11 protein-coding genes, 1 tRNA gene, 1 pseudogene and 1 riboswitch are annotated in these 13,348 nt (G+C 62.6%); of the genes and pseudogenes, 12 read left to right on the forward strand and 1 reads right to left on the reverse strand.

What is annotated here, in order from left to right:
• Positions 1-56 precede the first annotated feature (56 nt).
• A complete protein-coding gene (locus tag ACDZ94_RS17320; RefSeq protein ID WP_432750504.1) occupies positions 57-374 on the reverse strand; it encodes a hypothetical protein in 318 nt (105 codons plus the stop codon).
• Positions 375-795: 421 nt separating this feature from the next.
• Positions 796-897: riboswitch (guanidine-I (ykkC/yxkD leader) on the forward strand.
• A gap of 60 nt (positions 898-957) precedes the next feature.
• On the opposite strand from ACDZ94_RS17320, the gene ACDZ94_RS17325 reads away from it, so the two are divergent.
• The 12 genes and pseudogenes from ACDZ94_RS17325 to ACDZ94_RS17380 form a co-directional block, all read left to right on the forward strand.
• Positions 958-2,025, forward strand: a complete 1,068-nt coding sequence (locus tag ACDZ94_RS17325; RefSeq protein ID WP_432750505.1) for a putative urea ABC transporter substrate-binding protein — start codon at positions 958-960, stop codon at positions 2,023-2,025.
• Between the two features lie 12 nt (positions 2,026-2,037).
• Complete coding sequence (locus ACDZ94_RS17330) at positions 2,038-2,853, forward strand: ABC transporter permease (RefSeq protein ID WP_064451296.1); 816 nt, start codon at positions 2,038-2,040, stop codon at positions 2,851-2,853.
• Positions 2,850-3,614 carry an ABC transporter ATP-binding protein gene (locus tag ACDZ94_RS17335; protein ID WP_064451295.1) on the forward strand — a complete coding sequence of 255 codons (765 nt, stop codon included), beginning with the start codon at positions 2,850-2,852 and terminating at the stop codon, positions 3,612-3,614. The genes ACDZ94_RS17330 and ACDZ94_RS17335 overlap by 4 nt, the downstream gene beginning before the upstream one ends.
• The gene (locus tag ACDZ94_RS17340) at positions 3,611-4,336 is read left to right on the forward strand and encodes an urea amidolyase associated protein UAAP1 (RefSeq protein ID WP_432750506.1); all 726 of its coding nucleotides are present in this window, start codon (positions 3,611-3,613) and stop codon (positions 4,334-4,336) included. The genes ACDZ94_RS17335 and ACDZ94_RS17340 overlap by 4 nt, the downstream gene beginning before the upstream one ends.
• Before the next feature lie 9 nt (positions 4,337-4,345).
• Entirely contained in the window at positions 4,346-4,975 is a 630-nt protein-coding gene (locus ACDZ94_RS17345; protein WP_064451293.1) for an urea amidolyase associated protein UAAP2, read from the forward strand.
• Between the two features lie 258 nt (positions 4,976-5,233).
• Entirely contained in the window at positions 5,234-8,872 is a 3,639-nt protein-coding gene (uca, locus tag ACDZ94_RS17350) for an urea carboxylase (RefSeq protein WP_432751515.1), read from the forward strand.
• 28 nt (positions 8,873-8,900) lie between these two features.
• Positions 8,901-10,673, forward strand: a complete 1,773-nt coding sequence (gene atzF / locus ACDZ94_RS17355; RefSeq protein WP_432750507.1) for an allophanate hydrolase — start codon at positions 8,901-8,903, stop codon at positions 10,671-10,673.
• 63 nt (positions 10,674-10,736) lie between these two features.
• Positions 10,737-10,949: a cysteine-rich CWC family protein gene (locus ACDZ94_RS17360; RefSeq protein WP_064451291.1), complete on the forward strand. Its 213-nt coding sequence runs from the start codon at positions 10,737-10,739 to the stop codon at positions 10,947-10,949.
• On the forward strand, positions 10,949-11,641 hold the full coding sequence (locus ACDZ94_RS17365) for a pseudouridine synthase (RefSeq protein WP_432750508.1): 693 nt from the start codon (positions 10,949-10,951) through the stop codon (positions 11,639-11,641). Before ACDZ94_RS17360 ends, ACDZ94_RS17365 begins: the two co-directional genes overlap by 1 nt.
• A gap of 304 nt (positions 11,642-11,945) precedes the next feature.
• Entirely contained in the window at positions 11,946-12,830 is an 885-nt protein-coding gene (locus ACDZ94_RS17370; RefSeq protein ID WP_432750509.1) for an alpha/beta fold hydrolase, read from the forward strand.
• A 214-nt stretch (positions 12,831-13,044) separates the two neighbouring features.
• Positions 13,045-13,118 (forward strand) — tRNA-Gly (locus ACDZ94_RS17375).
• A gap of 88 nt (positions 13,119-13,206) precedes the next feature.
• Positions 13,207-13,338, forward strand: a pseudogene (locus ACDZ94_RS17380) (DUF6538 domain-containing protein); the annotation flags it as partial.
• Between the last annotated feature and the right edge of the window lie 10 nt (positions 13,339-13,348).

A 13,348-nucleotide genomic window follows, 5' to 3' on the forward strand; every position in this document is an offset into this window, starting at 1 on the left:
ATAAACCGCAGCGCAAAAAAAGCGGCGCTTGATGCGCCGCCTCACGTCCAGACCTGCTACCGGTGGCCGCCGCGCCCCCCTCCATGATCAGATCCACGACCTCGGCCACCATTGCCCCAGTGACCGCCTCCCCAGCCCTGGTTCGGGTACGGCCGGTAAGCAGGCCTTGGGTAATAACGCGGCGCTGGCTGGTAGTAACGTGGCGGCGCGTAGTAACTGCGTCCATACGAGTAGGTGGGGCCACCGTAGTAATAGGCCGGCGCCGGTGCGGTATAGACCTCCGAGCGATAGTAAGTGGCGCCGCCATCGTAATAAGGCACACACGCAGAAAGGGTCAGGCCGAATAAAGCGCTAAGCAGCAGTCGTCGATACATGGCGGCCTCCTGGACCGCGGGAGAGCACCTCCAGCGACGCTGGAGGGCGGCATTCATCTTTCACTGAATGACGAAACATCTGACATCAAAAACCGAATCTGGTGCGTTTCTGTAACAACTTGGTACATCTGCGCTGCAGCCAGGTGTCGTCCGGCTCGCCAACCCCCTGGGACTGACCTTTTCCAGAAACCGGGTTTCTGTCAGCACTGCCGCATCCACGCTGAATGGCCTGGCGAGCAAGTTCCAGCGGTAATCGCCTCATTACTGTGCGCCGGCGCACCGACCTGACGCACAACCCTTCGCGCGCAAGCCCCACGGTGCCCATGCCCGGCTGAAAAGCCGGGCGCTTGCCTCACTTGGCACGACTCTCGCTTTACCTCCCTCGTGCAGGATTTATTACAGGTTCGCGGCACCACAATTTGCAATGGCTGACTAGGGTTCCGGCTCGCTGATCGCGAGTGGCTGGTCCGAGAGTTGGCGACCTCCAGTTGAGGTTACACGGCGGGATAAAAGCCCGGGAGACAAGCCACCGTTCACGGTGCCGCGTTGCTCCTGCTCGCCCTTGATCAACTGGAGAAGCCCCATGCCCTCAATCCGTTTACCCGCCCTGCTCGCCGCCGCCTTTGCCGCCTTGATGAGCGTTCACACCCAAGCCGCCCCCAAAGACCACTTCAGTGTGTGCTGGACCATCTACGCCGGTTGGATGCCGTGGGAGTACGCCGGCAGCCAAGGCATCCTCGACAAGTGGGCCAAGAAGTACGGCATCAAGATCGACATGGTGCAGCTCAATGACTATGTCGAATCCATCAACCAGTACACCGCCGGCCAGTTCGACGGCTGCACCATGACCAACATGGACGCCCTGACCATTCCTGCCGCCGGAGGCGTGGACAGCACCGCGCTGGTGGTCAGCGACTTCTCCAACGGCAACGATGGCGTGGTGATCAAGGGCACCGGCAAGACCGTGGCGGACCTCAAGGGCATGAACGTCAACCTGGTGGAACTCTCGGTGTCCCACTACCTGCTGGCCCGCGCCCTGGAGTCGGCCGATCTCACCGAAAAAGACTTGAAAGTAGTCAACACCTCCGACGCCGATATCGCCGCGGCCTTCAACACCGACCAGGTGCAAGCCGTCACCACCTGGAACCCGATGCTCTCTGAGATCAAGGCCAAACCGGGCGTCACCGAAGTGTTCGACTCCAGCAAAGTGCCCGGCGAAATCATGGACATGATGGTGGTCAACACCCAGACCCTCAAAGACAACCCCAAGCTGGGCAAAGCGTTGACCGGCGCCTGGTTCGAAGTGGTTGCGCTGATGAACGCCAAAAACGCTGCCAGCACCGACGCGCTGGAGCACATGGCCAAAGCCTCGGGTACCGACCTCAAGGGTTTCCAGTCGCAACTGGACACCACCAAGCTGTTCGCCACGCCCAAGGAAGCCCTGGCCTTCGCCACCAGCGCGCAGTTGCCCGCCACCATGCGCAAGGTCGCCGAGTTCTCGTTTGAACACGGCCTGCTCGGCGAAGGTGCCAAGGACACCAGCGTCGTGGGCATGAGCTTCGCCAACGGCGTGACCAGCGGCGACAAAACCAACCTCAAGCTGCAGTTCGACCCCCGCTACGTGCAGATGGCCGCCGACGGCACGCTGTAAGAGGACCCGGCCATGCGCCTGATCAACCGTCACCCGGAACGCTCCAGCCGCCTGTTGTTGGTGATGCTGCCGTTCGCCCTGCTGCTGTTCGCCTACTTTTTGGGCTCGGCCGAGCGCCTGGCGGACAACCCCAACGACAAGCTGCTGCCCAGCGCCGTACAAATGGGCGACGCCATAAAGCGCCTGGCGTTCAGCGCCGACACCCGCACCGGTGAATACGTGCTGTGGCAAGACAGCGCGTCGAGCCTGCGCCGCCTGGCCATCGGCCTGGGTATCAGTGCCCTCGCCGGCCTGTGCCTGGGCATCGCCGCCGGAACGCTGCCGCTGTTTGGCGCGCCGTTGTCGCCGTTGCTCACGGTGCTGTCGATGGTGCCGCCGCTGGCGATCCTGCCGATTCTGTTCATCGTGTTCGGGTTGGGGGAATTGTCCAAGGTGATGCTGATCGTCATCGGCATCACACCGGCCCTGGCGCGCGATCTGGAACAGCGCGCCCGGGAAATTCCCGTCGAGTTGCTGGTCAAGGCGCAGACCCTCGGCGCCTCCACCTGGACTTTGATGCTGCGCGTAGTGCTCCCGCAATTGCTACCGCGCCTGCTGATCTCACTGCGGTTGATGCTCGGCTCGGCGTGGTTGTTCCTGATCGCCGCCGAAGCCATCGCTTCCACCGACGGTTTGGGCTACCGGATTTTCCTGGTGCGCCGCTACCTGGCGATGGACGTGATTTTGCCTTACGTAGTGTGGATCACCCTGCTCGCCTGGCTGATGGACTGGGGCCTCAAAACCCTGACCCGGCGTGCGTTCCCCTGGTACGAAGGAGCGCGGGCATGAGCTTTATCAGCGTCAACAATGTGTGGCAGCGCTATGGCGACCAGGTCGTACTTGAAGGGCTCAACCTGCAGGTCGATGAGGGTGAGTTCTGCACGCTGGTCGGCACCTCGGGCTGCGGTAAATCCACCTTCCTGCGCCTGCTGCTGGGCCAGGAAACTGCGAGCAAGGGCCAGATTCTGCTGGATGGCCAGGCGCTCGCCGCCGAGCCGGATGCGAGCCGTGGCGTGGTGTTCCAGCGCTACTCTGTGTTCCCGCATTTGACCGTACTGGATAACGTCGCCCTCGGCCTTGAGCTACCCCGCTCGCCGTTGCTGGGGCGGCTGTTCGGCAGCGCCAAACACCACGCACGGGAACAGGCTGCGGCACTGCTGCTCAAGGTCGGCCTGGGCCACGCGCTGGACAAATACCCGGCGCAGCTCTCCGGCGGCATGCAACAACGCCTGGCCATCGCCCAGGCGCTGATCATGAAACCTCGCGTATTGCTGCTGGACGAACCCTTCGGCGCCCTCGACCCGGGCATTCGTAAAGACATGCACCAGTTGCTGCTGGCGCTGTGGCGCGAAACCCGGCTGACGGTGTTCATGGTCACCCACGACCTGAGTGAAGGCTTCAGCCTCGGCACGCGCTTGCTGGTGTTCGACAAGGTTCGCCTCGACCCCCACGCCCCCGGCGCCTATGGCGCCCGCATCACCTACGACATCCCTTTGAACAGCGAGCGCCGCAAAGCGCTCGCCGCCGAACTTGGAGCCACTTCCAAATGACCGATTCCACTCAACTGTTCCCCCCGTTCGCGCAAGAGATGCTGCCCGGCGGCGGCCACCGCTCCTTCGTGCTCAAGCGCGGCCAACTGCTGCGCCTCACCGACATTCGTGGCGGTGCCAACGTCAGCCTGACCCTGCTCAACGCCAACGAAAAAACTGAGCGCCTGAACCTGCCCGACAGCCTCAAGTGCCAACACACCGCCAAGCTCACCAGCGGCCACTGCCTGTACTCGGACATGGGCCGCGTGCTGGCCGCCATTACCGCCGACACCTGCGGCTGGAGTGACAGCATCGGCGGTGTGTTGTGTGCGTCCGAAGTGGCCGAGAAATACGGCCAGGGCCGCTATCAGGAGCTGCGCAACGGCTTCTTTCGCAACGGCACCGATAACCTGCTGGTGGAATTGGGCAAGTGGGGGCTGGGGCTGTCCGACCTGCTGATGACCCTCAACCTGTTCAGCCGCGTCAGCGTAGAGAGCGACGGTGGCTTGCACTTCGTGCCGGGCAATTCCAAGGCTGGCGACTACATCGAGCTCTACGCGCCGATGGACACGCTGGTGGTGCTGACCGCCTTGCAACACCCGATGGACCCCAACCCGAACTACGCCCCACAGCCGCTGAAACTCAGCTGGATGAACGCCGACCCCAGTGTCGCCGAACACTGCCGCACCTCGCGCCCGGAAAACGAGCGCGGCTTTATCAACACCGACCGCCTGTTCGCCTGAGGAGCTGCCATGTCTATCGCACTGAAACACCCGGACGCGGCCGTGTACCGCGCCACTATTCCCGCCGGCGAGCCCTGGCTGATGGAGGTCAAGGCCGGCCAGACCTTGCGCATCCTCGACCTTGAAGGCAACCAGGCTGTCGACACGTTGTTCTACAGCCTTAAAAACCCGCGCGAGCGCTACGACGTGCAGCGCACGTTACGTCGGCAAAACAGCGTGTACCTGGGCACCGGCAGCGTGCTGTATTCCAACCTTGGCCAGCCGATGCTGACCCTCGTCGACGACACCTGCGGGCGCCACGACACCCTCGGTGGCGCCTGTGCCCAAGAGAGCAATACCGTGCGCTATGCCCTGGAAAAACGCTACATGCACAGCTGCCGCGATAACTACCTGCGCGCCTGCGCCCACGACGGTCGGCTGGGTAAAAGCGACATCGGGCCGAACATCAATTTCTTCATGAATGTGCCGGTCACGGCCGACGGCGGGTTGACCTTTGAAGACGGTATTTCCGCCCCCGGCAAGTACGTCGACCTGCGCGCGGAAATGGATGTGATCGTGCTTATTTCCAACTGCCCGCAACTGAACAATCCGTGCAACGCCTACAACCCGACCCCTGCGGAGTTACTGGTATGGAACTGAAACTCAAGCGCCTGCGTAAATGGTTGTTCACGCTGTGCCAATCCCGCGCCGGGCAGTGCCTGCAAAAACGCTGAAGGTTCCCTGTGGGAGCTGGCTTGCCTGCGATGGCGGTGAATCATCCAATAAATAAGGGGACAGACACACCGCCATCGCGGGCAAGCCCGCTCCCACAGTTGACCGCTTTCACCACCCGAGATTTGCGCCATGGACGACCCTGGCGCGTACCCCAATTGGCGGGACGGCCCGCAGGGTTTTGCCATGTTCGAAAAACTCTTGATCGCCAACCGTGGCGCCATCGCCTGCCGCATCCTGCGCACCTTGCGTGAGCTGCACGTCAAAGGCGTCGCCGTGTACGCCGAAGCCGATGCGGCCAGCCTGCATATCCAGCAGGCCGACGAAGCCTATAGCCTCGGTGAAGGCGCGGCGGCCAGTACCTACCTGGCGGTGGAAAAAATCCTCGCCACCGCCAAGGCCTGTGGGGCCAGGGCGATTCATCCCGGCTACGGCTTCCTCTCGGAAAACGCCGCCTTCGCCGAAGCCTGCGAAAACGCGGGTATCGCGTTTGTCGGGCCGACGTCTGAACAACTGCGCGTATTCGGTCTCAAGCACACCGCGCGGGCCTTGGCCAAGCAACACCAGATCCCGTTGCTGGAAGGCACCGAGCTGCTGGACAGCCTTGATGCAGCGCTGTCAGCGGCCGACACGGTGGGCTATCCAGTCATGCTCAAAAGCACCGCCGGCGGTGGTGGCATTGGCATGCGCGTGTGTCGCAGCGCAGCCGAGTTGAGCGACGCCTTCGAGGCAGTCAAACGCCTGGGGCAGAACAATTTCAGCGACGCCGGTGTGTTCATCGAGAAGTACATCGAGCACGCTCGCCATCTGGAAGTGCAGGTGTTCGGCGACGGCACTGGAGAGGTGATCGCCCTCGGCGTGCGCGACTGCTCCGTGCAACGGCGCAACCAGAAAGTCCTCGAAGAAACCCCCGCACCGAACCTGCCCGAAGGCATGGCTGAGGCCTTGTGCTCGGCCGCTATCACCCTGGCCAAAGCCGTGAACTACCGCAGCGCTGGCACCGTGGAATTTATCTTTGACAGCGCCGATGGCCACTTCTATTTCCTAGAAGTGAACACGCGCCTGCAGGTGGAACACGGCGTCACCGAGCAAGTGTGGGGCGTAGACCTGGTGCGCTGGATGGTGCAACTGGCGGCGGGTGAATTACCGCCATTGAGTGGGCTTGCGCTGCACCCCCGTGGCCATGCCATTCAAGCGCGACTGTATGCGGAAGACCCGGGCAAGGATTTCCAGCCGAGCCCTGGCCTGTTGACCCGCGTGGACTTCCCGGCTACCGAGGGGTTGCGGATCGATACCTGGGTAGAAGCCGGTTGCGAGATTCCAGCGTACTTCGATCCGATGATCGCCAAGCTCATTACATGGGCGCCGACCCGCGAACAGGCGCGCCTGGATTTGCATCAGGCCTTGAGCGACAGCCAGCTCTACGGCGTGGAAACCAACCGCGACTACCTGCGCCAGATTTTGCTGGCCACGCCCTTCGCCAGCGGTCGGCCATGGACGCGCTGCCTGGAAGGCCTGGTCTACAGCGCCGACACCTTTGAGGTGCTCAGCGCCGGCACGCAAACCAGTGTGCAGGACTACCCGGGGCGCCTCGGGTACTGGGCCGTCGGCGTGCCGCCGTCCGGGCCGATGGACAGCCGTGCGCTGCGCTTGGGTAATCGCCTGTTGGGCAATAGCGACGGCGCCGCCGCGTTGGAAATCACCATGAGCGGGCCGACGGTGCGCTTCAATTGTGCTGCCGTTGTGGCAGTGACGGGCGCCGATATTCCACTGTTGCTGAACGAGCAAGCGGTGCCGATGAATACCGCGCTGTTGATTGAGCCCGGTGCGGTCTTAAGCCTTGGCAGCCTCGCAGGACCAGGCGCGCGCAGTTACCTGTGCGTGCGTGGCGGGCTGCAAGTGCCGGACTACCTGGGCAGCAAAAGCACCTTCACCCTTGGCCAGTTCGGCGGGCATGGCGGGCGGGCTTTGCGCGCGGGTGATGTGCTGCACGTGTTGCCATTGCAGGACACAAGCGCGGGGCAACGCCTGGTCGCCGAACCCTTGGCGCAAACACGCACGCTGCGAGTGATTTATGGCCCGCACGGTGCGCCGGAATACTTCAAGCCCGAGTACATCGACACCTTCTTCGCCACCCAATGGGAAGTGCATTTCAACTCCAGCCGCACCGGCGTGCGGCTGATCGGGCCGAAGCCTGTTTGGGCGCGCACGGACGGCGGCGAAGCGGGGCTGCACCCGTCGAACATCCATGACAATCCCTACGCGATAGGGGCAGTGGATTTTACTGGCGACATGCCGGTGATCCTCGGACCGGATGGGCCAAGCCTGGGCGGGTTTGTGTGCCCGGTGACGGTGATCGAGGCGGACCTCTGGCAGCTGGGGCAGCTCAAGGCTGGTGACAAGCTGCGCTTCGAGCCGGTGAACATTCAGACCGCCCGTGATCTCGCCTTGAAATGGGATCAAAGTGGGAGCGGGCTTGCCTGCGATAGCAGCCACTCGGTACTTCAAGCAGACCCCAGTGATGCCATCGCGGGCAAGCCCGGCGCCCACACTGGCCACCCTCCACTTAACCTCGAGTCGCCTGTGGTGCTGGACATCGGCCAAGCCGACACCCGCCTCGTCGCGCGCCTCGCCGGCGACACCCACCTGCTGCTGGAAATTGGCGCCGCCGAACTCGACCTGGTACTGCGCTTTCGCGCCCACGCCCTGATGCAGGCGCTTGCAGCCCGCGCCCTGCACGGCGTGATCGACCTGACGCCGGGCATCCGCTCCCTGCAAATCCACTACCAGCCCGAACAACTGCCACTGGCCGACCTGCTGCCGCTGATCACCACGCACTGGGCCGCCGTGTGCGCCACGCCGAACCTGCAAGTGCCCTCGCGCATCGTGCATTTGCCACTGTCGTGGGACGACCCGGCGTGCCAGCTGGCGATCGAAAAATACATGACCACCGTGCGCAAGGACGCGCCGTGGTGCCCGAGCAACCTGGAGTTCATCCGGCGCATCAACGACCTGGCCAACCTAGATGAAGTACGCCACACCGTGTTCGACGCCAGCTACCTGGTGATGGGGCTGGGCGACGTCTACCTCGGCGCGCCGGTGGCGACCCCGCTGGACCCGCGCCACCGCCTGGTGACCACCAAATACAACCCGGCCCGCACCTGGACCGCCGAAAACTCGGTGGGCATCGGCGGCGCTTACCTGTGCGTGTATGGCATGGAGGGCCCGGGCGGCTATCAGTTTGTCGGGCGCACGTTGCAGATGTGGAACCGCTACCGGGAAGTTGCAGCGTTTGACGGCAAGCCGTGGTTGTTGCGGTTCTTTGACCAGATACGGTTCTACCCGGTGAGCAGCGATGAGTTAGTGCAAATTCGTCGCGATTTCCCTCTGGGGCGCTTTGAGCTGGGCATCGAGCACAGCCAGTTGAACCTGGCGGATTACCAGGATTTTCTCGCGCGGGAGGCCTCAAGTATCGACGCATTTCGCGCGCACCAGCAGCACGCTTTTAATGCCGAGCGCGAACGCTGGATCGCCAGCGGCCAGGCGCATTACGACAGTGAAGAACTGGCCGCGCCAATCGGCGCAGACGCGCCTCTACAGGCCAACGAAGTCAGCGTCGACAGCCCTCTCGCCGGCAACCTCTGGCAAGTCCAGGTGGCGACGGGTGATCAAGTGTCGGCCGGCGATGTGCTGGTGGTTCTTGAGTCCATGAAGATGGAAATCCCGGTAGTGGCACCCTTCGCCGGTACCGTGCGCGAGATTCCGGTGCAACCCGGCAGCGGCATCAGCGCCGGGCAACGGGTGGTGGTGCTGGAACGTGACTGACTTTTCTTTTTCGACAGGCGGACAAGCCATGAATCTGCAACTGGACAACCTGCGCAATGCCTACCTCAGCGGCGACACCACACCCCGCGATCTGGTGCTGCAATTGCGCGAAAAAGCTGCGCAGTTGAACCCCGACTATCACCTGTTTATCCACCTGCTCAGCGTGGCGGAACTGGAGCCGTACCTGGCGGCACTGGACGCTCGCGAACCGTCCGAACTGCCGCTGTTCGGCGTGCCGTTTGCGATCAAGGACAACATCGACCTGGCGGGCATTCCCACCACAGCGGCGTGCCCGGCCTTTGCCTATGTGCCGACGCGCAGCGCGACGATTGTCGAGCAACTGATCGCCCTGGGCGCGGTGCCGCTGGGCAAGACCAACCTGGATCAATTCGCCACCGGGCTCAATGGCACCCGCTCGCCCTATGGCGCCTGCCCCAACAGTGTGTTGCCGGAGTATCCATCGGGCGGCTCCAGCGCGGGGTCGTCGCTGGCCGTCGCCCTGGGCGTGGCGAGTTTTGCCCTGGGCACCGACACCGCCGGTTCCGGGCGGGTGCCTGCGGCGCTGAATAACCTGGTGGGGCTCAAGGCGAGTAAAGGGCTGATTTCCACGGCGGGCGTGGTACCGGCGTGCCGTACGCTGGATTGCGTCACCACCTTTACCCGCACCGCGCGTGAAGCCAGCCAGTTGCTGGCGTTGACCGCCAGGCTGGACCCGCTGGACGCTTACAGCCGCCAGAACCCGGCCTGGAATGATGCCTCGGCGTTCGGAACGCCGAAGCCGTTTCGCTTTGGCGTACCCCGCGAGCAGGACCTGGAATTCTTCGGCTGCGAGCAAGGCCCACAGCTGTTCCAGCAGGCCATTGCGCGCTTGATTGCCCTCGGCGGCGAGCCCGTCACGCTGGACCTGTCGCCCTTCCTCGAAGCCGCACGCCTGCTCTACGAAGGGCCGTGGGTGGCCGAGCGCTACAGCGTCGCGGGTGAATTAATGGCGCGTGTTCCAGAAGCGGTGCTGCCGGTGATTCGTGCCGTGTTGGCCAAGGCGCCAGCGGTGAGCGGCGTCGACACCTTCCGCGCTCAGTACCGTCTGCAAAGCTTGAAAGCGCAATGTGACCTCTTGCTGAAAGCACTCGATTGCGTGCTGACGCCGACCATCGGTCGCCCGGTCACGCTGGAAGAACTGCGTGCCGAACCCGTGCTGCGCAATGCCGAACTGGGCTACTACACCAACTTTATGAACTTGCTCGACTACGCGGCCGTCGCCGTGCCCAGCGGCTTGATGGAAAACGGTTTGCCCTGGGGCGTGACGCTGTTTGGTCGGGCGTTTACCGATCAATACCTGCTGGGTGTAGCCGATGCGTTGCAACGCCAGCAGGATGCGTCGCTGGACGCACCGGCAAGCAGCGCCAGCCACGACGTCACGCGGCTGGTGGTGTGCGGCGCGCACCTGCAAGGGCTGGCGCTTAACCCGCAATTATTACGCCGGGGCGCCCGCTTGCTGGAGCGCACCCACAGCTCAGCGGACTATCAATTGTTCGCCCTGGCCGGCGGGCCACCTTATCGCCCCGGCATGCTGCGGGTGAGCGAGGGCGGCGTGGCCATCGAGGTGGAAGTGTGGGAGCTGCCGAGCGGCGAACTCGGGTCTTTCCTGACCGGCATCCCCGCGCCCTTGGGCATCGGCAAGGTGCAACTGGCGGACGGGCGCTGGGAAAGTGGGTTCATCTGCGAGCCCTACGGTTTGACGGGTGCCCTGGATATCAGCCACTTCGGCGGCTGGCGTGGCTACCTGCACAGCTTGCAATAGCGCGGCGGCGCTGTATCGTGCGGGGAACTGCATAGCCCTGCCCGATACAGCCTGAACCGACCGATGACCACGCCAAACCTCTGCCCCGCCTGTGGTGCCCGCAACGACTGCGCCCTGGCCGACCCGCGCACCGCCGACCAGGCCTGCTGGTGCTACAGCGTCGCCATTGACCCGGCGGTACTCGAAGCCCTGCCCGATGAACTGCGCAACACCGCTTGCCTGTGCCCGCGTTGCGCGCAGGTGGAGGCGCAACTGCGTGAGGCGGGTTCAGCGTAATGCGCGTTGATCGTTTCCTCAGCAATTTGCCGCGTTTCAATCGCCAGCAAGTGCGCTTGCTGCTGGTTGAGCGACGGGTGACGGTCGATGGTGTGGCCGTCAGCGATCCGCACCATGACGTGCGCGAATTCAGCCGCGTGTGCGTTGACGATGAGGTTGTGCAGGCCGGCAAACCGGCACGTTATTTCATGCTGCACAAACCTCAAGGCTGCGTCAGCGCCACCTCGGACCCGCAACACGCCACGGTCCTCGACTTGCTGGATGAACCCGACAAGGGCGAACTGCATATTGCCGGCCGCCTGGATTTCAACACCACCGGGCTGATGCTGATCACCAACGACGGCCAGTGGTCACGGCGCCTGACCCAGCCGCAGACCAAATTGCCCAAGGTTTACCTCGTACAAACCGAGCAGGCCATCGGCCCGGAGTACGCGGTGACGTTTGCTGCGGGTCTGTATTTCGCGTTTGAAGACCTCACCACCCAACCCGCCGAGCTGGAACTGCTAGGGCCAAGGACAGCGCGGCTGAGCATCATCGAAGGCCGCTATCATCAGGTGAAGCGTATGTTCGGGCATTTTGATAACAAGGTGATCGGCTTGCACCGTGAGCGAATGGGGCCTTTGGAGCTGGATACATCCCTTGCAGCGGGTGAATATCGGGCGCTGAGTGACGACGAAATCGCCCAAGTCTGACGACCGTTCGGCCGGTGATGGCAAAAAACCAGCCTATTGCCTTGCGAGGCGGCGGCTGTGCTGCTTGAATCAAGACGTCAGCCAAATTATGACTGGCGAGTCGCCTATAACCTCCAAGAAACACCTTGCCCCGCCCGCGCTTGATCTACGGGCTTCCCAGGCAAACAGCCCGCCATAACAACACCTCTCGGCCAGCCGCCATCGGACCGACATGGGCCCTCCTCTTCCAGGCGTATGCCTACCTGTCACAAAGCTCGTGCAGAGTGATCTGCGCGCACTACCCGCTTGCCAGGAGTCTTACGACATGAGGCCAGAAATCGCTGTGCTGGATATACAGGGTCAGTATCGGGTTTACACGGAGTTCTATCGCGCGGACGCAGCTGCCAAGACCATTATCCTGGTCAACGGCTCCATGGCCACCACGGCGTCCTTCGCCCAAACCGTGAAAAGCCTGTACCCGCAATTCAACGTGGTTTTGTACGACCAGCCCTACGCCGGCCGCTCCAAAATCCATAATCGCCATGAGAAGATGCTGACGAAGGAAATCGAAGGCCAGCTGCTGCTGGAACTCATCGACCACTTCGCCGCTGAACACGTGCTGTCGTTTTCCTGGGGCGGCGCGGCCACCCTGGTTGCCCTCGCCCACCGGCCGCGGCGCGTGGAAAAGGCGGTGATCAGCTCGTTCTCCCCAGTGATCAACGCGCCCATGCGCGACTACCTTGAACGCGGCGTCGACTACCTCGGCAACCTCGACCGCGACCGCGTCGGCCACCTGGTCAACAGCACCATAGGCAAACACCTGCCGTCGCTGTTCAAACGCTTTAACTACAAACACGTCAGTAGCCTGGCCGAGCACGAATATGGGCAGATGCACTTCCACATCAGCCACGTACTCAACAGCGATCGGCTGTGCTACCTCAAGGCGGCCCGGCAGATCGACATTCCAGTGCTGTTTTTGAATGGCGAATGGGACGAATACACCAGCGCACAGGACGCCAAGTTGTTTGGCCTGCATGTGGCCAACAGCAGCTTCAGCACCATCCAGGCGACCGGGCATTTTCTGGACATGGAACACAAAGCGGCATGCCGGGATAGCCGAGAGGCCGTGGTGGGCTTTTTGAAACCGGAGCGGCAGGTTAGCCGATTGCGCTATCACCCAGGGCAGACGCAGCATGCCTTTGCGATCTGAACCGCTTATGTGGGAGCCGGGCTTGCCCGCGATGCAAGCGCCTCGGTGTATCGGTTGCACTCAGGTGACGCCATCGCAGGCAAGCCCGCTCCCACGCAAGCTTGCGCGAGCATGAGGTCCGTTCGTCGACTGGCTGGATGAACGCAACCCACACATTTTTCGAAGAAAAACTTCAAATCCCGGCGAACATCTGGTACAAAGTCAGCCGCTCTGAGCGGGTATAGTTTAGTGGCAAAACGAAAGCTTCCCAAGCTTTAGTTGAGGGTTCGATTCCCTCTACCCGCTCCACTTCTCTTCTAACTCATTGATTTCCTAGAAATCTAGTGTGTAGAAAACGAGATAGTCACGTAGTCCTCCTACAAAGGGCTCCTACAACGTGACGCAACGAAACAATCTTTACCGCCGTTCGAGCGGAATCTACGTCCTTCGGATTACCGTCCCGGATCGCTATCGCGTTCAATTGGGTCAGAGAGAAATTCACGCATCTACCCGAACCACTGATCTCAGCGCGGCGAAGG

This window comes from Pseudomonas sp. UBT (genome assembly GCF_050915955.1).
Classification (GTDB): Bacteria; Pseudomonadota; Gammaproteobacteria; order Pseudomonadales; family Pseudomonadaceae; genus Aquipseudomonas; species Aquipseudomonas antarctica_A.